At 69.3% G+C, this 21,267-nt stretch carries 17 protein-coding genes; 9 read left to right on the top strand and 8 right to left on the bottom strand.

The genetic code is table 11. The annotated features are described in order from the left end of the window. The 8 genes from ARC20_RS01390 to ARC20_RS01355 all read left to right on the top strand — a co-directional run. Positions 1-1,147, top strand: a 1,147-nt coding sequence (locus ARC20_RS01390) for a sensor histidine kinase (RefSeq protein ID WP_152983939.1), incomplete at its 5' end; no start/stop codon positions are given. Beyond that, entirely contained in the window at positions 1,137-1,790 is a 654-nt protein-coding gene (locus ARC20_RS01385; protein WP_057643198.1) for a response regulator transcription factor, read from the top strand. The genes ARC20_RS01390 and ARC20_RS01385, both read left to right, overlap by 11 nt. An 89-nt stretch (positions 1,791-1,879) precedes the next feature. Continuing rightward, positions 1,880-2,269 (top strand): response regulator transcription factor, encoded by a 390-nt coding sequence (locus ARC20_RS01380; RefSeq protein ID WP_057643195.1) that lies wholly within the window; start codon positions 1,880-1,882, stop codon positions 2,267-2,269. Positions 2,270-2,373: 104 nt separating this feature from the next. After that, positions 2,374-3,210: an alpha/beta fold hydrolase gene (locus ARC20_RS01375; RefSeq protein WP_057643188.1), complete on the top strand. Its 837-nt coding sequence runs from the start codon at positions 2,374-2,376 to the stop codon at positions 3,208-3,210. A gap of 172 nt (positions 3,211-3,382) precedes the next feature. Then, positions 3,383-4,579 (top strand): MFS transporter, encoded by a 1,197-nt coding sequence (locus ARC20_RS01370; RefSeq protein ID WP_057643184.1) that lies wholly within the window; start codon positions 3,383-3,385, stop codon positions 4,577-4,579. 10 nt (positions 4,580-4,589) lie between these two features. Further along, positions 4,590-5,726: an FAD binding domain-containing protein gene (locus ARC20_RS01365; RefSeq protein ID WP_057643181.1), complete on the top strand. Its 1,137-nt coding sequence runs from the start codon at positions 4,590-4,592 to the stop codon at positions 5,724-5,726. A 51-nt stretch (positions 5,727-5,777) separates the two neighbouring features. After that, positions 5,778-6,269 carry a redoxin domain-containing protein gene (locus ARC20_RS01360; protein WP_057643179.1) on the top strand — a complete coding sequence of 164 codons (492 nt, stop codon included), beginning with the start codon at positions 5,778-5,780 and terminating at the stop codon, positions 6,267-6,269. After that, entirely contained in the window at positions 6,266-6,793 is a 528-nt protein-coding gene (locus ARC20_RS01355; RefSeq protein WP_057643175.1) for a DsbA family protein, read from the top strand. Before ARC20_RS01360 ends, ARC20_RS01355 begins: the two co-directional genes overlap by 4 nt. Before the next feature lie 54 nt (positions 6,794-6,847). Here the strand turns inward: ARC20_RS01355 and ARC20_RS01350 are convergent, their stop codons facing one another. The 8 genes from ARC20_RS01350 to ARC20_RS01315 all read right to left on the bottom strand — a co-directional run bounded on the left by ARC20_RS01350 (position 6,848) and on the right by ARC20_RS01315 (position 19,875). Continuing rightward, positions 6,848-7,324, bottom strand: a complete 477-nt coding sequence (locus ARC20_RS01350; RefSeq protein WP_237642480.1) for a DUF6404 family protein — start codon at positions 7,322-7,324, stop codon at positions 6,848-6,850. Positions 7,325-7,545: 221 nt separating this feature from the next. Further along, complete coding sequence (locus tag ARC20_RS01345; protein WP_057643169.1) at positions 7,546-8,076, bottom strand: helix-turn-helix transcriptional regulator; 531 nt, start codon at positions 8,074-8,076, stop codon at positions 7,546-7,548. Between the two features lie 532 nt (positions 8,077-8,608). Beyond that, a complete protein-coding gene (locus tag ARC20_RS01340; RefSeq protein ID WP_057643168.1) occupies positions 8,609-10,081 on the bottom strand; it encodes a mannitol dehydrogenase family protein in 1,473 nt (490 codons plus the stop codon). Next, positions 10,078-12,660: a glycoside hydrolase family 3 protein gene (locus ARC20_RS01335; protein ID WP_057643210.1), complete on the bottom strand. Its 2,583-nt coding sequence runs from the start codon at positions 12,658-12,660 to the stop codon at positions 10,078-10,080. The genes ARC20_RS01340 and ARC20_RS01335 overlap by 4 nt, the downstream gene beginning before the upstream one ends. Before the next feature lie 112 nt (positions 12,661-12,772). Beyond that, entirely contained in the window at positions 12,773-14,455 is a 1,683-nt protein-coding gene (locus ARC20_RS01330; protein WP_057643204.1) for a glycoside hydrolase family 43 protein, read from the bottom strand. Positions 14,456-14,460: 5 nt separating this feature from the next. Beyond that, positions 14,461-15,720, bottom strand: a complete 1,260-nt coding sequence (gene manD, locus ARC20_RS01325) for a D-mannonate dehydratase ManD (RefSeq protein ID WP_057643165.1) — start codon at positions 15,718-15,720, stop codon at positions 14,461-14,463. A gap of 26 nt (positions 15,721-15,746) precedes the next feature. Next, the gene (locus ARC20_RS01320) at positions 15,747-17,690 is read right to left on the bottom strand and encodes a sialate O-acetylesterase (RefSeq protein ID WP_108143324.1); all 1,944 of its coding nucleotides are present in this window, start codon (positions 17,688-17,690) and stop codon (positions 15,747-15,749) included. Between the two features lie 13 nt (positions 17,691-17,703). Next, positions 17,704-19,875 carry an alpha-glucuronidase family glycosyl hydrolase gene (locus ARC20_RS01315; RefSeq protein ID WP_081417969.1) on the bottom strand — a complete coding sequence of 724 codons (2,172 nt, stop codon included), beginning with the start codon at positions 19,873-19,875 and terminating at the stop codon, positions 17,704-17,706. Between the two features lie 101 nt (positions 19,876-19,976). On the opposite strand from ARC20_RS01315, the gene ARC20_RS01310 reads away from it, so the two are divergent. Then, positions 19,977-21,020: a LacI family DNA-binding transcriptional regulator gene (locus ARC20_RS01310; RefSeq protein WP_057643156.1), complete on the top strand. Its 1,044-nt coding sequence runs from the start codon at positions 19,977-19,979 to the stop codon at positions 21,018-21,020. Positions 21,021-21,267 lie beyond the last annotated feature (247 nt).

Here is a 21,267-nt window from a genome sequence, read left to right as displayed (position 1 = left end):
GCAGCAGGACTGGCGCGCGGTCCACGACGCGCTCGCCGAACGCGGCATCGGCACGCCGGCGGGGCTTGCCGCGCACCTGGCGCGGCATCCGGGTTTCGCCGCGCAGGCCCGCGACCTGGTGCGCATCGAACGCGCCAACCCGGCGTTCGCCGCCATCGCCGGGCGCACCCAGGACGCCATGCCCACCTCGCTCTCCGGACTGCTCGATGCCGCCGAGGAGACCTTCGTGCCCTCGCTGCTGGCCTATGCCGGCGGCGAGTCGTTCTTCGAGGGTGAAACCGAACTGCTGCGCGCCGATGGCCAGCGCGTGCCGGTGCTGTTCACCATCACCTTCCCCACCGCCGACGACGGCGAAGGCAGCGTGCTGGTGTTCGTGGTGGACATCACCGAGCGCCGGCAGGCGCAGGACGCCATGCTCGCCGCGCAGGCCGAACTGGCGCACGCCATGCGCGTGGCCACGCTGGGCGAGCTCACCGCCTCCATCGCCCACGAGGTCAACCAGCCGCTGATGGCGGTAGTGACCAACGGCGAGGCGGGCATGCGCTGGCTGCGTCGCGACACGCCGGACCTGCACGAGGTCGAGACGGCCATCGCGCGGATCATCGCCGAAGGCCGGCGCGCCGGGGAGATCGTGCGCCGCGTGCGCGACTTCCTCAGCAAGGCGCCGGCGCCGCAGCAGACACTCTCCCCCGGCGCGCTGCTCGCCGACGCGGTGGAACTGGTGCGCCACGAATTCACCCGCGAAGGCGTGGAGGTCCGCGTGCAGGCCGAAGACGAGCTGCCCTGGCTGCGCGGAGACCGCGTGCAGCTGGAACAGGTGCTGGTCAACCTGATGGTCAACGCCTGCCAGGCGCTGGCGGGATGGACGGGCACGCGGCAGGTGCTCCTTCACGCCGGCCGTGGCGACGGCGGTACGCTGGCGATCCGCGTGGCCGACACCGGTCCGGGCATCGCCGCCGCCGACCTGCCGCGCCTGTTCGATCCGTTCTATACGACCAAGCCGAACGGCATGGGCATGGGACTGGCGATCTGCCGCACCACCGCCGAGGCCCACGGCGGCCACCTCACGGTGGAAAGCACGCCGGGCCAGGGCACCGTGTTCCTGCTGACCCTCGCTCCCTGCGACGCCGAGACCCATGCCGAATAGCCGCCCATCCCCTGCCCCGCTCGTGCCGTTGGTCGTCATCGTCGATGACGAGGCCGCGGTGCGCGATTCGCTCGACAGCCTGTTCCGTTCCATCGGCCTGCACACGCGCGTGTTCGCCTCGCCCGCCGAGCTGCTGCGCGAAGCGCTGCCCGATGTCGCCGGCTGCCTGGTGCTGGACGTGCGCCTGCCCGGCATCAGCGGCCTGGACTTCCAGGCCCAGCTGGCCGCGCAGGGCGTGGCGCTGCCGATCGTGTTCATGACCGGCCACGGCGACATCCCGATGACCGTGCGCGCGATGAAGGCCGGCGCGGTGGACTTCCTCGCCAAGCCTTTCCGCGACCAGGACATGCTCGACGCGGTGAGCGCGGCGATCGAACGCGACCGCCAGCGCCGCGCGCAGGCCGCCAGCCTCGACCAGGTGCGCGGCCACTACGAAACGCTCACCCCGCGCGAGCGCGAGGTGATGGCGCACGTGGTGTCCGGGCTGATGAACAAGCAGGTCGCCGGCTTGATCGGGCTGAGCGAGATCACCGTGAAAATCCATCGCGGCAACGTGATGCGCAAGATGGGCGTGCGCTCGCTCGCCGACCTGGTGCGGCATGCCGAGGCGCTCGGCATCCATGGGCCCCAAACCTCCGTATGATGTTCAGCCCGGCCCATGCATGCCTAAATGGGCCATCGGGCTGGCTTGACGCACCTTCGTGCGCCGCATGGCGCGAAGGAGTTGTCGGCATGAACCATCCCGCCCAGGTCGCCCACGCCCGCCTCGTCGCCGTGGTGGACGACGACAGCGGCGTACGCACCTCGTTGTCCAGCCTGCTGCGCGCACTGGGCTACGACACCCTCACCTATGCCTCGGCCGCCGAGTTCCTGCAGGCGCTGCCGGCGCACGTCCCGCGCTGCCTGATCAGCGACATGCGCATGCCCGGCATGGATGGCGAGCAGCTGCACGCCGCGCTGCAATCGGCCGGTCACGATTTTCCGGTGATCTTCATGACCGCGTTTCCCACCGAGGCGATGCGCGCGCGCGTGCTGGCGCGCGGCGCGCATGCCTTCCTCGGCAAGCCGGTGGAAGCCGATGCGATTGCCGCCTGCGTGGCCGAAGCGTTCGCGCCGCGATGACGTCCCACACCTTGGTATGAGGCGGCGAACCGAGCGTCTGATGTTCGCCGGCCATGTTCCCCCGTAGCGTTCACGTTGTACCCCACCACACGAGGAATCCCCTGATGAACACTGTCACCACCCGCGATGGCGTCGATATCTTCTTCCAGGACTGGGGCCCGAAGGACGCCCAGCCCGTGGTGTTCCACCATGGCTGGCCGCTGTCCAGCGACGACTGGGACGCACAGATGCTGTTCTTCGTGCGCAAGGGCTTCCGCGTCATCGCCCACGACCGTCGCGGCCATGGCCGCTCCTCGCACGTGGCCGACGGACATGACATGGATCACTACGCCGCCGACGCCGCCGCGGTGATGGAGCACCTGGACCTGCGCAATGCCGTGCACATCGGCCATTCGACCGGCGGCGGCGAAGTCACCGCCTACGTGGCGCGCTACGGCCAGCCGGCCGGCCGCGTGGCCAAGGCCGTGCTGATCGGCGCGGTGCCGCCGATCATGGTCAAGACCCCGGCCAACCCGGGCGGCCTGCCGATCGAAGTGTTCGACGGCCTGCGCGCGCAGCTCGCCGCCAACCGCTCGCAGTTCTACCTCGACCTGCCGACCGGCCCGTTCTACGGCTTCAACCGCGACGGCGCCAAGGCGATCCCCGGCACCATCCAGAACTGGTGGCGCCAGGGCATGGCCGGCAACGCCAAGGCCCATTACGAAGGCATCAAGGCGTTCTCGGAAACCGACTTCACCGAAGACCTCAAGAAGATCGAGGTGCCGGTGCTGGTGATGCACGGCGACGACGACCAGATCGTGCCGATCGCCGATGCCGGCGAGCTGTCGTGGAAGCTGGTCAAGAACGGCGAGCTGAAGGTCTACAAGGGCTTCCCGCACGGCATGTGCACGACCCATGCCGACGTGATCAACGCCGACCTGCTGGCCTTCATCCAGCGCTGAGTTCCGCCGCACGGGCGCGGGCTTATCGCCCGCGTCCGCCGCGCACCGTCCCGGCGCGCGCCCGGTCTTCCTCCCCCCGCCTTCCGGCGCGCCTCGTCCGCGCCGGACGGTGTCGGCCGGCCGCGCGCCGGTGGCGGCCCCTGCACCGCCCCGTCGCCATCCCGGAGTTCCCATGGCCGCCACAGTGCCTCCTGCTCCCGTCACCTCGCGCGCGCCGCTGTTCGCCATGGCGCTGGCCGCCGGGCTGGCGGTGGCGAACATCTATTACAACCAGCCGATGCTGGGCGTCATGGCCAGCAGCCTGGGCGACGCGCGCGTGAGCGCGTGGATTCCCGCGCTCACCCAGGCCGGCTACGCCGCGGGCCTGCTGCTGTTGCTGCCGCTGGGCGACATGTTCGAACGGCGCCGGTTGATCGTGGTGCAGTTCGCGGTGCTCGCGCTCGCCCTGGTGGTGACCGCGGCGGCGCCCGGCCTGGCCATGCTGGCGGTCGGTTCGGTGCTCGTGGGCGCCACGGCCACGGTGGCGCAGCAGATCGTGCCGTTCGCCGCGATCCTGTCGCCGCCGGAAAAGCGTGGTGCGGCGATCGGCACGGTGATGAGTGGCCTGCTCACCGGCATTTTGCTCAGCCGCACGGTGTCCGGCGCGCTCTCGGGCGTGGCCGGCTGGCGCGCGGTGTTCTGGATCGCCGTGCCGGTGGCACTCGCCGCCGCACTGCTGATGGCGCGCAGCCTGCCTGCGCACGCGCCGGCGCAACGACTGCGTTATCGCGAACTGCTCGCCTCGTTGTGGCACCTGTGGCGCGACGAACCGCGCCTGCGTCGCGCCGCCTGCGTGCAGGCCTTGCTGTTCGCCGCGTTCTCCGCGTTCTGGACGGTCCTCTCGCTGCACCTGGCCGAGCCGCCGCTGCACCTGGGCGCTACCGCCGCCGGTCTGTTCGGCATCGTGGGCGCGGTAGGCGTGGCGATGGCGCCGGTGGCCGGGCGCATCGCCGACCGGCGCGGCCCCGCGCCGGTGATCCGCCTGGGCGCGTTGGCCACGCTGGTGTCCTGGATCGTGCTGGGCGTATGGCCGGGCATCGCGGGGCTGGTGGTGGGCGTGATCGTGCTGGACTTCGGCGTGCAGATCGCGCTGGTCTCCCACCAGCACCTTGTTTACGGATTGCATCCGGCGTTCAAGAGCCGCCTCAACACGTTGTTCATGACCTCGATGTTCGTGGGCGGCGCGCTCGGCTCGTGGGCCGCGGCCACGGTGTGGCATGCCTTCGGCTGGCAGGGCGTGGCGGTGCTCGGCGTGGTGCTGCCGGCGCTCGCGCTGCTGTTGACACTGCAACGCGCGCCGCGGGGCGCGACCGTGCACCCCCACGGCTGAGGAGATCGCCATGGCACTGGACATCGGCATCTGCGGCGGTTCGGTCGGCGGCCTGTTCAGCGCCGCCCTGCTCGCCCGCCAAGGCCACCGCGTGACCGTGATGGAACGCTCGCGCCAGGGCCTGGCCGGACGCGGCGCCGGGCTGGTGGTGCAGGAGGCGGTGCTGCGCATCCTCGCCACGCTCGGCCTGGACGAGGTGGCGCAACGCGGCGTGTGGGCGGAGGAACGCATCACGCTGGACGACCGCGGCGAGGTGATCGAACGCGACCCGCGCCGGCAGATGCAGATGTCGTGGGACCTGCTGTTCACCGCCTTTCGCGGCTGCGTGCCCGACCGCGACTACCTCGGCGGCGTGGCGGTCGAACAGATCACCCTGCATGCCGATCATGTGGAAGTGGATACCAGCGAAGGCCGCCGGCGCCGGTTCGACCTGCTGCTCGGCGCCGACGGGCAAGCCTCGCTCGTGCGCGCCCAGGTAGATCGCGACGGCCACGGCCATGTCGGCCAACCGGCGTACGTGGGCTATGCCGCGTGGCGCGGACTGGTACCCGAACACGCGGTACCGGCAGCAGCGGCCGCGCAACTATTCGAGCGTTTCGCCTTTCATTTCGCACCGGGCCGCCATGCGCTCGGCTACCTGGTGCCCGGGCCGGCCGGCGAGACCGCGCGCGGGCAACGCCGCTACAACTGGGTGTGGTATCGCCTGCTGCCGCCCGCCGCACTGGCGTCGCTGCTCGACCACGCGCGACATCCCGGCGCCTTGTCGCTTGCGGCCGGTGAAGTCCCCGATATCGAGCGTGCGCGGCTGCTGGACGACGCGCGCCGGTTCCTGCCGCCCGCGTTTGCCGCGGTGGTGGCGGCCGAACCGCGCCCCTTCCTGCAACCGATCTACGACTACGCCACGCCGCGCATGGTGCACGGACGGCTCGTCCTGCTGGGCGATGCGGCCTACATCGCCCGGCCGCATACCGCCATGGGCGTGGCCAAGGCGGCCGGCGATGCGATGGCGCTCGCGCACGCCCTCGCGCCGGTGGCCGATGACCGCGTGAAGCTGGAAGACGCGCTGCGGGACTACGCTGCGCGTCGTGAACCCGAAGGCCGGGCGGTGGTCGATTACGGCCGCCTCCTGGGCAAGTCCCTGATGTAGCGGCGCCACTGCCCGCCGATCCAAGCCCCCTTCCTGATTCGAGGATCCCGCATGTCCACGTCCATGCTCAGCGCCGGCACGCCGGCACCCGATTTCGAACTGCCTTCCACGCCCGACCAGCGCGTCTCGTTGTCCTCCCTGCGCGGGCAACCGGTGATCCTGGCGTTCTATCCCGCTGATTGGAGCCCGGTCTGCGGCGACCAGATGGCGCTGTACAACCAGATCCTGCCGGAGTTCCAGCGTGCCGGCGCGCAGCTGCTCGGCATCTCGGTGGATGGCGCGTGGTGCCACGCCGCGTTCGCCGAGCAACGCAAGCTGCACTTCCCGCTGCTGGCCGATTTCGAACCCAAGGGCGAGGTTGCCCGCCGCTACGGCGTGTACCGCGAAGGCGACGGCATCTGCGAACGCGCGCTGTTCGTGATCGACGCAGGCGGCGACATCGCCTGGACCCATCTCTCGCCGCTAGGCATCAACCCCGGCGCGGACGGCATCCTCGACGCGCTCGACAAACTTGCTTCCCCCACCGCCGGAGACCGCGCATGAGCCACCTCACCGTTCCCGTCAATGCCCAGGACCATCTCCAGGGCCCGGCCGACGCGCCGGTCACGCTGGTCGAGTATGGCGACTATGAGTGCCCCTACTGTGGCGAAGCGTATCCGCTGCTCAAGGCCGTGCAGGCCGCGCTCGGCGACCGCCTGCGCTTCGTCTTCCGCAACTTCCCGCTGACGGAAATGCATCCGCATGCGCTGCACGCCGCGCAGTTCGCCGAGACCGCCGCCGCGCACGGGAAATTCTGGGAAGCGCACGACATGCTCTACGAACACCAGGATGCCTTGGGCGACCACGACCTCGCGCGCTACGCGCACGCACTCGGCCTGCCGCCGACCGCGCTCGGAGAAGGCTTCTCGGGCAAATACGATGCGCGCATCGAAGGCGACTTCAGCGCCGGCGTGCGCAGCGGCGTCAACGGCACGCCCGCGCTGTTCATCAACGGCCAGCGCTACGACGGCCCGCGTGACTACGACACGTTGGTGGATCTGCTTACGGATCTGGCGGCGCAGCGCTGAGGAGTCGACAAGGGCCCGGATGGCGTTCGTTCCGCCCGGGCCCTGCTCCACGGCTCAGCTAGCGCTGTTCACCCGGTCGTCTTCCCGCGCATCGCCGGCGTGCTGCCGAAGGAAGGCACGCCAGCCAGGCAGCCCAACGCGTCGTTGCAGGCGCTGGAACTGAAACGCCCGGATGATCCCCATGCAGACGGCCATCAAAGCAACCGCCAGATACAGGCGCGGCGGAAGTGCGCCGTCCAGCACCAGCGTGACGGCGCACACGATAACGCCCCAACCAAGCGCGAACGCTACGCCCAGGATCACGAAATTGGCGAACCAGCCGGCATACGCAGGTGGCGCGATGGCCATGCCGAAACGCCAAGCGACCCTATGGAACAAGGGCGCCTCATCACGCTTCGGGAGCTGGACGCCCTTCGCATGCAGGAAGGCAATGGCGCGACGGATGACCGCCGGACGCGGGCCCACCTTTTCACTGGTCAACCGACGCATGCGACGCCCCGCTTTTGCCGGGCCGATCCGGCCCGAGGACATGATCAGCACTGCGCCAGCTTCGTTCCACGTTGAATCAGCGCAAACTCGATAAAGCCCGCGATCGATTGGATTCGTCGCATGACGCAATCCCGCAGGTGCCCTAGGGCGCCAATGCACGATGCCCGTAGCCCAGCACGCGCGTGATCTGCCGTTCGTCGCCCTGCCGGCGCCAGACGATTCCGACAGCGGCCGCCGCGCGGTCACTCCATGCCCAAGCGTGCTCAGGCGAAAAGGGAAAGGATCGCCTTGGGCACGCCCTCACGACCCAGCCGCTGCGTCGCATTGGCAATGTTGAGCTTCATGGTGACCTCGGCCACTTCGACCAGCGCGCCGTCCACCGGGCGCCGCTGCGTATCGCGAAACCAGGCCAGTACCTGGCGCAGGTGCCACAACGAGGCGGCGCCTTCGTGCACCGCCGGCGGGAAGGTGGCCGGGTGGCTGGTCATGAGCTTGCGCACGTTCTGCCGGCTGCAACCGAACAGCGCGGCGACGTCGGTGAGCCCGACCAGGTCCGGCGAGGCCTCCACCAGCGCCACGCCGGGAATGGCCGCCTGCACCGCGCGCACCGCGGACACCACGGCATCCAGCGCGCTGCCGGCCTGGCGGGCGAAATCCAGCGCCAACCGGCCCGGCTGGCCAATGCCGGCGGTGGCGTCCTCGCAGCCGGCATCGGCCAGCGCCTCGAGATGCTGCTCCGGATCGGCATGCGGATCGGGCAGGCGAAACTTCAGGATGAACTCGTAGGTACCCATCTTCGACTCCTGTCAGGCATTGTGGTGCTTGGCACGTTCCAGCAAACAGCTGTCCACTACACGCCGCAGCTGCCGGGCGTGGTGCTCCGGGACGCGAGGCGTACTCCAGATGCTCACCAGGCAGAACTCGCCGCAACGGCAAAGCACGTTGTTGTAGGGACAGTACATCCTGCCCCATGCGTGGCCGCCCCCGACCTTGATCCGCCAACCCTGCGCCTCGGCATGGCGCAATGCGTCTTCGATATCCGGATGGGGATGCTTTCTACGGCTCATGGGCGATCACGACGGCAGTCAGTCTAGAGAGGTTGCGCCGGTTGTCAATCGACAACAGGCGCGCGAATGACTGGAACCTGTGGTGCCTTGCCCGGCAGCATCCGCCGCCCGTGGAAACCGGCGCCCCCCAGAACAACAGCGCCTCCGTCACGGCGACAGAGTTATCACGCATCGCGGACGACGCCCGCGCGAAAACGACACGTCCTGCGTGTCCCGTGCAACAGGAACAGGGCCAGCGGCGCGAACGCCGCCGGCTCGCTCAGCGGGGGTCCACCGCGGAGATCAGCGAGGCATCAAGCTGCGTGGACACCCGCGCATACGCGTCACACAGCGCGGACATGAAAGCCGGCGCCTCGGCCAGCGCGCCGAACACGCGGGATTCGTTCACGAACACCGCCACATCGGTGGCCGCATTGCCCTGCATGCGCCCGCCGATATCGGCCAGGCGCGCGGCCAGCGGATCGGCCAACGGCACACCCGCCTGCGCCTGGCGCCGCACGAATTGCAGCCAACCGGCCACGGGCAGGCACAGCACGTCGATGGCGCGACCCGCCGCCAGCGCATGCGTGATCGTGCCGAGCAATCGCACGGGAATCTTCTGCGAACCATCCTGTGCAATCTGCAGCAGGCGGTGGTGCACGGCGGGATTGGCGAAGCGCGCCAGGATGGCATCCACGTAAGCCGTGGCGTCCATGCCCTCGGGTAGTTCGACGTTGGGCACGATGTGCCGATGCATCAGCGTGGCGATGAACGGACCCAACGCGGGATGCCGCATCGCGTCGGCCACGCTTTCCAGGCCCAGCAGCGTACCCAGGTAGGCCATGGCCGAATGCGGTGCATTGAGCAGCCGCAGCTTGGCGCGGTCGTAGCCGGCGATGTCGCCGCTCAGCGTGACGCCCACGCGCGCCCAGTCCGGCCGGCCCATCGCGAAATCGTCTTCGATCACCCACTGCGTGTAAGGCTCGCGCTGGACCGGCCAGGCGTCGGCCAGGCCCAATGCGTCGGCGGCGCGTGTCCGCAATGCATCGTCGCTGGCCGGCGTGATGCTGTCGACCATCGAGCGCGGAAAGCGTGCTTGCTCATCGATCCAGCGCGCCAGCGCCGGGTCGAACTGCATCGCATACAGCACGCAGGCGCGGCGCAGCTTGCCACCGTTGTCCGGGAGGTTGTCGCAGCTGAGCACCGTGTAGGCCGGGACCCCACGCGCACGACGCAACGCCAGGCCGGCGACGAGATAGCCAATGGCACTGGCGGGCGCCTGCGGATGGGCAAGATCGGCCACGATGTCCGGATGCGAGAGATCGAGCGTGTCGCCCGCCAGGCAGTAGCCCTTCTCGGTGACGGTCAGCGTCACCAGCTTTACCTGCGGATCGGCCAGTCGCGCCAGCACCTCGGCCGGCTGATCCGGCGCGCACAGCACCTCGCGCACCGCGCCGATCACCCGCCAGCGCGGCGGCGTTTCCAGCAACTCCAGCGCATAGAGGCCGTCCTGCGGTTGCAGGGCGTCGCGCACGTCCGGGCTGCGCAACGACACGCCGCAGATCGCCCAATCGGGTTCGTGCGCAAGCACGTCGTCCAGGTACACCGCCTGGTGCGCACGGTGAAACGCGCCGATGCCCAGGTGCACGACACCGATGCGCGTCGCCTGGCGGTCATAGGCCGGCCGGGCCACCCCGGCCGGCAAGCGGGCCAGGGTGGCATCGGAGAGGCGCGCGGGGCTGGCAGCCGTCACTGGCCCACCATGTAGCCCTGGCGCAGGCGGATGTCGGCACTGGAGGCGCCGACCTGCACTTCGTACTGGCCCGGGTCGACGACATAGGCCTCGCGCTGCGGGTCGTACACGCGCAGGTCGCGCTCCGGCACCACGGTGAAGGCCACTTCGCGCTGCTCGCCCGGGGCCAGTTGCACGCGGGTGAAGCCGCGCAGGTCCTTGAGCGCACGCGGGCGCTTCGGATCGACCGGCTTCAGGTACAGCTGCACCACCTCGTCGGCCGACACCTTGCCGTCGTTGCGCACCTGCAGCGTCACCTGCAGCGGCTCGCCCGGCTTGCCCTTGCGGCGGTCCAGCTTGAGCCCGCTGTAGTCGAAGTGGCTGTAGCTGAGGCCGTGGCCGAACGGATACAGTGCTTCGCCTTCGTAGTAGCGATAGGTCCGGTTCTTCATCGAGTAATCCTCGAAGTCCGGCAACTGCGCGTCGGCCTTGTAGAACGTCACCGGCAGGCGGCCGCCCGGGCTGGTCTTGCCGAACAGCGCATCGGCCACCGCATCGCCGCCACGCTGGCCGGGATACCACGCCAGCAGGATGGCCGGCACGTGCTGCTGGGCCCAGTCGATGGCCAGCGCCGAACCCGTCGTCAGCACCGCCACCACCGGCTTGCCCGTGCCCTGCACCGCTTCGAGCAGTTCCTGCTGCGGCTTGGGCAGGCGCAGGTCGGTACGGTCGCCGCCGGAGAAGCCCGGATAGTTGACGTCCATCTCCTCGCCTTCCACCTCGCCGGTCAGGCCGCCGACGAACACCACCGCATCCGCGTCGTGCGCGGCGGCCAGTGCGGCCTGCAGCGGCGGCAGTTCCGATTCGCCGGGCATGCGCCAGGCCAGGCGCACGCTGGCGTCGTTGTAGTGCTGGAAGTACTCCAGGCGGATGTCATGCGCGGAGCCGCCCTTCAGGTCGAGCTTCACGTCATCGATGCGTTCGCGGGCGCTGTCCTTCCAGCGCTCGGCCACCTTCTTGCCATCCACGTACAGGCGGAAGCCATCGTCGGCGACCACGCTCAGCGTGTAGGTGCCGTCCTGCGGCGGCAGCAGCTGGCCGGTCCAGCGGATGCTGAAATCCTCGGTGCCCATCGCCTGGTCGGCGCGCATCTCCCCGCGCGCGACCAGCTCGGCGGTCGGGGCGACGTTGTCCCAGCGGAAGCGCACCTGCGGGTCCACGCGGCTGATGACGGGCTTGCCGGACAGCGTGCGCCCACGGAAGTATTCGCCCTTCAGGCCCTGCGCCGTGCTGCCGGCGGCCGGACGCAGGTAGCGGCTGTCGATGGCACGCGCCGCGTTGGTGTCCTCGCGGCCCTCGACCAGCTCGGCACCCCGCGCATACACCACCTGCGCGTTCGGCACCGCCTTGCGGATGCCTTCGAGCACCGTCACCGGGTGGGCAGGCGTACCGTAGTAGTTGCCGAGCAGCGCCATCGGGTCGTCGGCGGTCGGGCCGACCACCGCCACGCGCTTGATCGATGGCGAAAGCGGCAGCAGGCCGTCGTTCTTGAGCAGCACCAGCGATTCCCGCGCCGCCCGCAGCGCGAGCGCGTCATGCTCGGGCGCCTGGTTCACCGAATAGGGAATGTTGGCGTAGGGCACGCGCTCGGGCGGGTCGAACATGCCCAGGCGCATGCGCGCGGTCATCAACTGCTTCACCGCCGCGTCGATCTCGGCCTCGCTCACCAGCCCCTGCTTCACCGCGTTGGCCAGCGCGCCATAGGTACGCCCGCAGTTGAGCTCCAGCCCGCGCTTCACGCCCAGCGCGGCGGCTTCCTCGGCCGTGCCAACGATCTTGTGGTGCTTGTAGATGTCCTCGATCGAATCGCAGTCGGAGACCACATAGCCCTTGAAGCCCCAGTCGCGCCGCAGCGTGTCCTGCAGCAGCAGCTGGCTGGCCGAGGCCGATTCCCCGTTGACGCGGTTGTAGGCGCCCATCACGGCATCGACATGCGCCTCCTGCACCAGCGCCTGGAACGCAGGCAGGTAGGTTTCATGCAGATCGCGCGGGTCCGGATGCACGTCGAACTCGTGGCGGTTGTGCTCCGGGCCGCTGTGCACGGCGAAGTGCTTGGCGGTGGCATCGACCTTGCGGTATTTCGGGTCGTCGCCCTGCAGGCCTTCGACGAAGTTCACGCCCATCCGCGAGGTCAGGTAGGGATCCTCGCCATAGGTTTCCTGGCCACGGCCCCAGCGCGGGTCGCGGAAGATGTTGATGTTCGGCGACCAGAACGTCAGGCCCTGGTAGCGGCCATGCAAGTCCTGGCGGATGAACTCGTGGTGCTTGGCACGCGCCTCGTCGCTGATCGTCGTGGCGATCTGGTGCATCAACGGTGCGTCGAACGTGGCGGCCATCGCGATCGCCTGCGGAAACACCGTCGCGCCGCCGGCGCGCGCCACGCCGTGCAGCGCCTCGTTCCACCAATCGTAGGCCGGCACGCCCAGCCGCGGGATCGCCGCGGCGCTGTTCTGCATCTGGCTGACCTTCTCTTCCAGCGTCATGCGCGAGACGAGGTCGGCCGCGCGCTCCTCGAAGCCGCGGTCCGGGTCGAGGTACATCGGCTTGTCGCCGGAAGCCGGTGCCTGCGCGGCCAGCGCCGCCAGCGGCGGCAGCGACAGGGCGATGGCCAGTGCGATGGCCTTGCGGCCGTGTCGGGACAGCAATGGCATGTCAGTCCTCCTGGAAAGGGGCCGCTTCGGCCCTGGCATAAGGCCCGATCATGACGCCGACGAAACCGCCGGCCAGATCGGTGCTCAGTACATGGATGTCTTCGGCCTCGCGCAGCGGCTGCCAGCCGGCGCCGGCATCGAAGGCGAAATCGCCGCGCCCCGCATCTGCCTGGATGCGCAGGCGCAGCGTGTGGCCATCGGGAACACGTGCGCGCGCGACGATCTCTGTCCCGGCACCCACGTGGCGCTGGACGAACACCACGCCGCCCTGTCCCGTGCGCTGCACGCCGAGCACGTACCAGTGCTTCTCGTCCTGATACATCGCCATGCCCGCGGTGACGCCCGGGGTGGTCGGTAGCTGCACGTCGAGCGTGGTGTCGAATTTCAGGTGCTGCTGCCGTCGTCCGAGAAACGCCGGGTGGCCATGCCCCTCCAGGCCGTCGGTTTGCGGCACCAGCGAGAGCTTGCCGGGCGTCGCGCGCAGGTCCGCCCAGGTCGGCGGCGCGCGCAGGCTCAGCCATTCGGTCTTCAGTGCAGGCGCGGCGAAATCATCCCGCCAGTCGAAGTTGCCGCTGTGCGGCGCCTGATCCTGCGTCGTCTTCATCCACGAGGGTGCATCGGCCACCTGCGGGATCGCCTTGCCCGTATCGAGGATCACCGGCCAGCCCTCGCGCCATTCCACCGGCAACAGGAAGGTTTCGCGGCCGGTCTGGTAATGGCCGTCGCCATAGATGCGACTGGCCAGGAAGATCGCCCACCAGTGGCCGTCGCGGCCTTCCACCAGGTCGGCATGGCCGGCATTGGCGATGGGATGCGCGCGATCGGCGGGCAGGTCGCGCTGGGTCAGGATCGGATTGCGCGCATACGGTTCGAATGGGCCCCAGGGCGAACGCGCGCGCAGCACTACCTGCGAATGCTGCGGGCCGGTACCGCCTTCGGCACAGGACAGGTAGTACCAGCCCTGACGGTGATACAGGTGCGGGCCTTCGATCCAGATCGGGTTCTTTTCCGGCGCCACGCCGCCATCGAGCAGCACCTTGCGCGGGCCGAACGGCTGGCCGGTCTTCAGGTCGAAGGCCTGCAGCCAGATCGCGCGATGCCCTTCATAGCGCGGCGTGCCCTGCGGCGGCCCGTTGTTGAGCAGGTAGGCCTTCCCGTTGTCGTCGATGAACAGCGACGGGTCGATACCGTCCACCTCCTTCAGCCACACCGGGTCCGACCATGGGCCGGCGGGATCCTTCGCGGTGACGTAGTAGTTGCCGCCGTTGTCCACCGCGGTATTGAAGATGTAGAAGGTATCGCCGTGATGCGCGATGCTCGGCGCGAACACGCCGCGCGAGGTGCCCAGGCCGGAGAAATCCAGCTGGCCGGGCCGGTCGATGGCATGGCCCAGCAAGCGCCAGTGCACCAGGTCCTCGCTTTCGAATACCGGGATGCCGGGGAAATACGCGAACGTGGAATTGACCAGGTAGTAGCGGTCACCCACGCGCGTCACCGCCGGATCCGGGTAGAAGCCGGCCAGCACCGGGTTGCGGTACTGCCCCTTGGCGAGCGGCGTGGCGAACGCCGCATCCTCGCCGCGATAGGAGAAATCGTCGAAGATCACCGGCGCCGCCGCCTGCGCGGGCACGATGGCCCACGCCAGCCAGCCGGCAACGATCCCACGCAACCACCGGGCGCGCACGGTGCTCACCAGTCCCACATCGCGCCGTCTTCCAGCCGCGCGACCGGCAGCTGGCGCGGCACGTACGGATAGCGCGCGGCAAGCTTCTCGTCCATCGACACGCCATGGCCCGGGCTGTCGCCCACGTGCAGCCGGCCAGCGCGGAATTCGTAATCGCGCGGGAACACTTCCAGCATTTGCTCGCTATGGAACATGTACTCCTGGATGCCGAAGTTGGGCACCCAGGTGTCGAAGTGCAGCGCCGCGCCCATGCACACCGGCGAGAGGTCGGTGGCGCCATGGAAGCCCGTGCGCACCTGGTGCAACGCGGCGAAATCGGCGAGGCGGCGCACGTGCGTGATGCCGCCGGCATGGACGATCGTGGTGCGGATGTAATCGATGAGCTGCTGCTCGATCAGCTGTTTGCAGTCCCAGATCGAATTGAACACCTCGCCCACCGCCAGCGGCGTCACCGAATGCTGGCGGATCAGCGCGAACGACTGCTGGTTCTCCGCCGGCGTGGCGTCCTCCATCCAGAACAGCCGGTAGGGTTCGAGGCTGCGGGCCAGGCGCGCCGCTTCGATCGGCGTGAGGCGGTGGTGCACGTCGTGCAGCAGCTCGATCTCGTCGCCGTGGTCGGCGCGCAGCTGCTCGAACAGGCGCGGCGCGATATCCAGGTAGCGCGGCGTGGACCACACGGTCTCGGCGGGCAACTCACTCTCCGCCGGCTCATAGGGCTTGCCGGCGGTGGAGATGCCGTAGGCCTTCTTCACGCCAGGCACGCCGCACTGCGCACGGATCGCCAGGAAGCCCAACTCGCGATACTTGCCGACTTCATCGCTGGCTTCGGCGATATCGCGGCCATTGGCATGCGCATACACCAGCGCGCCTTCGCGCGAGCGGCCGCCCAGCAGTTGGTACAGCGGCAGGCCGGCCATCTTGCCGAGGATGTCCCACAGCGCCACGTCGACCGCGGCGATCGCGCTCATCGTCACCGGCCCGCGCCGCCAGTACGCCCCGCGATAGAAGAACTGCCAGGTGTCCTCGATGCGGCCGGCGTCGCGGCCGATCAGGTTCGGCACCACGTGTTCCTGCAGGTAGGCCGCCACGGCCAGCTCGCGGCCGTTGAGCGTGGCATCGCCCCAGCCGACCACGCCACTGCGGGTGACGATCTTCAGCGTGACGAAATTGCGGCCGGGGCTGGTGACGATCACCTTGGCCTCGACGATCTCGCGGTCGCGGTGGCTGCCCTGCACGGGCGCGGTGTTTTCAGTGGACAGGCTCATCTGCGAAGTTCCGTGAAAGGGGGGAATCAATGCACCGGGATCTCGAACGGCCCGGCCGGCAGGCCATTGCCGTCGTACAGCGTGCAGACGGGGCTATCGGCCCAGCAGTAGCGCACGCGGGCCGACGCGAAGCCGTCGGGGACATCGAGCACCACGCGCGCGCCATCGATGCGTGCGTCGGCGTAGCGGCAGCTGCCCGCGGCCGCGCCGCAGAGCTCGAAGCCGATCGGTCGGGCCGCGCTGTAGGCGACCAGCCCGTTCTCGATCTGGTCGAAACCCAGCACCACCGCCGCGCCTTCGCGCGTGGCCGACACCGCCACCGGGCCAGAGGGCGCGAGCGCCTCGCCATACACGACATGCCGCGCCGCGCGCGCCAGGCGCCGACCGAGTTCCTGCTTGTTCGCCGGATGGATATCCGTGCGCTCGCCGATATCCACCGCCACCGCCAGACCCGAGCGCGGGTCTTCGGCGGCCACACGACGCTGCTGGTCGCGCAACGCCGCCGAGCCGCTCTCGGCCGGTTGCGTGGAGGGCGCACCGTAGCCGGCCAGCTGCACGATCAGCAGCGGCAGCTGCGCACCAAACTGACGACGCAGGTCCTGGCGGTACAGCCGCAATAGCCGGCCATAGAGCTCCGGTTCGAACGTATTGGATTCGCCCTGGTACCAGAGCGCCCCGCGCAGGCCGAAATCGCCCAGCGGCGCGATCATGCCGTTGTAGAGCGTGGAAAGCCCCGTCGCCGACTGCCACGGCGCGCGCGGCGGCGAGGCGAACGCACGCGGCATCGCGCGGTACTGCCAGCGGCCCAGCGGCACGCGGCTGCCGTCGGCCAGGAGGATGGCCTGCGCGTCGGCCGGGCCGATCAGGCCGCCGTCGCGGTAGGTATCGAGCACCGCCACGGTAACGAGGTTGCGGCCAGCCTGCAGCGTGCCCGGCGGCAATGCGTACTGGCGCGGCTCGCCGCCGTTGCTGCTGCCGACGGCGCGACCATTCGCCCAGGTCATGTCGATTTCGTCGGCGCTGCCGATCGCCAGCGTGCGGGCCTGCTTCGCCTGTTCGGCGGTGAGCTCGACCTCCGCGCGGAACCACACCAGCCCATCGAACGCCGCCAGTTCCGGCACACCCCAGTGTTCCCATGCGCCGAGCGCGGCCGGTGCGGCTGCCCATTCGCCCTGCGCCGGCAGCTTCGGATCCCACGGTGCATCCTGCGCTGCAATGCCCGGCTGCTGGCGCCACCAGTCCTGCCAGATCCGGCCCCACTGCGCAGCGGCCTGCGCGGGATCCTTCGCATAGCGCGCCAGCACCGCTTCTTCGTCGGCATACAGGCCGGCCTTTCCGAGCACGCCCGCACCCAGCCATGCCTGGATGCGCGAGCCACCCCAAGAAGCGTTGATGAGCCCCATCGGCACGTTCACCGTCTGCTGCAGCTCGCGGGCGAAGTAGTAACAGGCGGCGGAGAAGTCGCGCACGCTGTCGGTATCGGCACGTTGCCACTGCGGCGCGGTGGCGAACGATGCGCGCGGCACCGGGCTGGATTCCTGCTTGACGGTGAGCACGCGGATGTCGTCATGCCGCGCATTGAGCAGTTCGGAACGCGAATCGAGCGTGCGGTGCACTTGCAGCTCCATGTTCGATTGGCCCGAACACAGCCACACGTCGCCCAGCAGGATGTCCCGCGCCTGCACGCCCTCCCCGCCCGACCGCGCCGACAGCACGAAGGGCCCACCGGCCGATTGCGCGGGCAAGGTGGCGACCCAGCGACCATCACCGCGCACCTTCGCAATGGCGTGCTGCGCGCCGAGCTGCACGTCGACCTGGGCACCCGGCGTGCCCTGGCCACGCACCTGCAGCGGCTGGTCGCGCTGCAACACGGCGTGCTCGCCGAACAGGCTGTCGAACTGCAACGGGGCGGCCATCAGCGGCAACGGCAGCAGCGCCAACGACATCAATACACGGGACATCGGCTTCATAAGCATTCCACGCTCAGTGATGGCCAGGGGCATAAGGGAATTTCAGCGACTGGTAGTACGACAGCGGATGCGGCGGCGCGGCCTGCCCGGCCGGCAACGGCAGGCCGTTGATCGACTGCCAGTAGGCGATGCTGGCATCGCGCCACCACTGCGCCTCCTGCTGCTGGATGGCCAGGAAGCTGGCGACCTGCTGGTAGCGCGGCGCATCGACGTAAGCCGACAGCCCCGCCCAGGTGCCGCGCATCGACGCGACCTCGTCCACGCCGCGCGCGTAGTGCCACACCATCTCGTCCCACAGCGTGCGGCCCGACGCCATGCGGTGGTCCCACGGGACGTGGTGGAACCACAGCAGGTCGCGCTCGGGCACGCGGGAAAGGTCGTCGAACTGTTTCGCCAGGGCCGGCGCGTACTGCGCTACCGCGTTGCTGCCGGCGCTGCCGCGCTCGAAGCCGATGCCCAGGTGGTCCGCGCGGTGGTAGTACACCGGGTCCCAGTCCGGGCGTTCGCTGCCCGCATCCCAGGGCGCGGGGCCGTAGTGGTGGCCGCGTCCCATCAGGTGGTGCAGCCCGAGCGGGGTCATGTAATCGACCACGGCTTCGCGCGAGTCCATCATCATCCGCACGACGGGCTGCACGAACGCGGGATCCTGACTGAAGGTCATGCGTACCCAGTCTTCGGCGATGGCACGCGCGGACTGTTGCGGATTCCACGCCAGCCGGCCAAACGCGTACCAGTTGGCCTGGTCGAAGATCGAGCCGGACCAGTTGCGGTCGCTGCCGATATTGGCCACGCCCGCCATGCCGCTGAGCGCATGGCCCTGCCCTTCGATCACCTGCGCCACCGTGTGGCCCTTCGTCGGGCGATACGTATCGGACTGCAGCGTCTCCTCGTACAGCGCGCCCAGGTACACCAGGTGCGTGGCGAAGCCCAGGTACTCCTTGGTGATCTGGAACTCCATCATCAGCGGCGTCTTCGGCATCGCGCCGAACAGCGGATGGAACGGCTCGCGGGGCTGGAAGTCGATGGCGCCGTTCTTGACCTGCAGCAGCACGTTGTCGCGGAACTTGCCGTCCAGCGGCACGAACTCGCTGTAGGCCTGCTTGGCGCGGTCGTCCGGCTGCTCGTGCGAGTAGACGAACGCGCGCCACATCACCACGCCCCCGTGCGGCTGCAGGGCGTCGGCCAGCATGTTGGCACCGTCGGCATGGCTGCGGCCGTAGTCCTGCGGGCCGGGCTGTCCTTCCGAATTGGCCTTGACCACGAAGCCGCCGAAGTCCGGGATCAGCCGGTAGATTTCGTCGGCCTTGTCGGCCCACCAGCGGCGCACCTGCGGGTCGAGCGGGTCGGCGGTCTTCAGGCCGCCGATCTCGATCGGCGCGCTGAAGCGGGCGCTCAGGTACACGCGGATGCCCCACGGCCGCATGACGCCAGCCAAGGCGGCAGCCTTCTCCAGATACGCCGGCGTCAGGCTCTGCGCGCTGGCGTTGACGTTGTTGAGCACCGTGCCGTTGAGCCCCAGCGAGGCGTTGGCGCGGGCGTAATCGGTGTAGCGCGGGTCCAGCCAGCCCGGGAGCTTGTGCCAATCCCAGATCGATTCGCCGGCATAGCCACGTTCGACGCTGCGGTCCAGGTTGTCCCAGTGATCGAGCATGCGCAGCTTGAGCCGGGGCTGCTCGCGCACGTCGACCGACGCCACGTCCTGCCCGGTCTGCAACAGCCGCAGCAGGTGGAAGACGCCGTACAAGGTACCGACATCACCGGGCGCGGCGACCACGGTCAGCAGGTGGCCTTCGTGCTCGACCCGGCGGATGAGGTAACCCTCCGCACCCAACCCCTTCAGCGGCAGGCGAAGTTGCGCGACCAGCGGCGAGGAGGCGGGCGTGCCGACGACCAGCAGCGCCGCATCGGCGGCCGTGGCCTCGCGCGGCGCCTGACCCAGCAGGCCGGAAAGCCCGCGCATCAGCTCGTCGCGGGCCGCACGCTGCACCTCGTTCTGCCGAGGGATGCTGACGGTGCCTAGTTGCGCCAGCGCGGGCTGCGCCTGCGCCGCCGGCAGCGGGAGGTAGCGCAGCCACAGGTCGTAGCCGTCCTCGGCGAGCGCGGGGGTGCTGGCCAGCAGGCCCAGGACAAGCGCGAACGCGCAGGACAGCCAGCGCGTCATCGCGGGCATCGGGGAACCGGGCATCAAGACACTCCTGTTGCTGGAAAGCACTGTTGCCCCCGTCGCCGCCCGACGCGGTTATCGCTACCATGCCCTTGAACCATGCGACGCCGAAGGGGCGAGGCTTGAGCAAGGACACCAGATCGATCCGCCGCAAGGGACAGGCCACGACCATCGACGACGTGGCCGCCCTGGCGAAGGTCTCGCCGATGACCGTTTCGCGCGTCGTCAACGGCAAGAGCAACGTGCGCGAAGACACCCGCGAGCGCGTGATGCGCGCGGTCGACAAGCTCGGCTACACGCCCAACCTGGCCGCCAGTGCGCTGGCCGCGGCGCAGAACACGCGCCTGGCGCTGGTTTACACCAGCCCTTCCGGCGCCTACCTGCGCGACCTGCTGGTCGGCGTGCTGCACGCCGCTTCGCATACCGCCGTGCAGTTGGTCATCCACTACTGGGAAGATTTCGACGCCGACGCCGAGCGCAAGGCCGCACGGCGCCTGGCCAAGGGTGTCTCGGGCGTGATCCTGCCTCCGCCGCTGTGCGATTCGGAAGCCGCCGTGCAGGAGTTCGTGCGCGCCAAGGTGCCGGTAGTGGCCATCGCCTCGGACCGCTTCAAGGACCGCATTTCCTGCGTGCGCATCGATGACTTCCATGCCGCCCGCGAGATCACCGAACACCTCATCGCGCAGGGACATCGCCGCATCGGCTACATCAAGGGCCGTGGCGACATGGCCGCCAGCGAGGGCCGCTTCGAAGGCTTCCGCGCCGCGTTGCAGGCCGCCGGCCTGCCGCTGGATCGCCACCTCGTGCAGGACGGCGATTACACCTACCGCTCCGGCCTGCTGGCCGCCGAGAAACTGCTCGCGCGCAAGCAGCCGCCGACGGCGATCTTCGGCAGCAACGACGACATGGCCGCGGCCGTCGTGTCCGTCGCGCACCGGCGCGGCCTGGACGTACCGCGCGACCTGTCGGTAGTCGGCTTCGACGACAGCACCTCGGCCACCACCGTCTGGCCGGAACTGAGCACCATCCGCCAGCCCATCGGCACCATGGCCGACGCCGCGGTGGACCTGCTGCTGCGGCGCATCCGCAATGGCGAGGGAAACGCCGACGAAGTGTTCGCGCACGAACTGGTCAAGCGCGAATCGGTCGCGCCGCCCATCGGCTGAGCGCACGGGCAATGCGTCGCGGCGCGTACGCCGCGCCCTGCCCTGCATGTGCGATACCCGCTGCACCACCCTCGCCTCCTCGAACGCTGGTCCCCAGCGCATCGCGTCCGCAGGCGAATGGTAGCGCTACCATATTGCCGGCCAAAAAAAGCAGCGGACGCGCTGCATGCTCGTGATTGGCGCGCCGCCGCCCGATGAGGGCACGCGGCGCGACCGGCCTACTGTAGACAAGAACGACGCGAATGCC

The organism is Stenotrophomonas panacihumi (assembly GCF_001431645.1).
GTDB classification, from domain to species: domain Bacteria; phylum Pseudomonadota; class Gammaproteobacteria; order Xanthomonadales; family Xanthomonadaceae; genus Stenotrophomonas_A; species Stenotrophomonas_A panacihumi.
The sequence above is the reverse complement of the archived record's forward strand: the minus strand, read 5'-3'. Positions and strand labels throughout refer to the sequence as shown.

Bases quoted from the DNA above. Each gene is read 5' to 3' on its own strand.
- ARC20_RS01355 (WP_057643175.1), top strand. From the start codon at position 6,266: ATGAGCCACCTCACCGTTCCCGTCAATGCCCAGGACCATCTCCAGGGC.
- manD (WP_057643165.1), bottom strand. From the start codon at position 15,720: ATGAGCCTGTCCACTGAAAACACCGCGCCCGTGCAGGGCAGCCACCGC.
- ARC20_RS01315 (WP_081417969.1), bottom strand. From the start codon at position 19,875: ATGCCCGGTTCCCCGATGCCCGCGATGACGCGCTGGCTGTCCTGCGCG.
- ARC20_RS01365 (WP_057643181.1), top strand. From the start codon at position 4,590: ATGGCACTGGACATCGGCATCTGCGGCGGTTCGGTCGGCGGCCTGTTC.
- ARC20_RS01350 (WP_237642480.1), bottom strand. From the start codon at position 7,324: ATGTCCTCGGGCCGGATCGGCCCGGCAAAAGCGGGGCGTCGCATGCGT.
- ARC20_RS01320 (WP_108143324.1), bottom strand. From the start codon at position 17,690: ATGAAGCCGATGTCCCGTGTATTGATGTCGTTGGCGCTGCTGCCGTTG.
- ARC20_RS01360 (WP_057643179.1), top strand. From the start codon at position 5,778: ATGTCCACGTCCATGCTCAGCGCCGGCACGCCGGCACCCGATTTCGAA.
- ARC20_RS01375 (WP_057643188.1), top strand. From the start codon at position 2,374: ATGAACACTGTCACCACCCGCGATGGCGTCGATATCTTCTTCCAGGAC.
- ARC20_RS01370 (WP_057643184.1), top strand. From the start codon at position 3,383: ATGGCCGCCACAGTGCCTCCTGCTCCCGTCACCTCGCGCGCGCCGCTG.
- ARC20_RS01335 (WP_057643210.1), bottom strand. From the start codon at position 12,660: ATGTACCTCGACCCGGACCGCGGCTTCGAGGAGCGCGCGGCCGACCTC.
- ARC20_RS01385 (WP_057643198.1), top strand. From the start codon at position 1,137: ATGCCGAATAGCCGCCCATCCCCTGCCCCGCTCGTGCCGTTGGTCGTC.
- ARC20_RS01380 (WP_057643195.1), top strand. From the start codon at position 1,880: ATGAACCATCCCGCCCAGGTCGCCCACGCCCGCCTCGTCGCCGTGGTG.
- ARC20_RS01345 (WP_057643169.1), bottom strand. From the start codon at position 8,076: ATGGGTACCTACGAGTTCATCCTGAAGTTTCGCCTGCCCGATCCGCAT.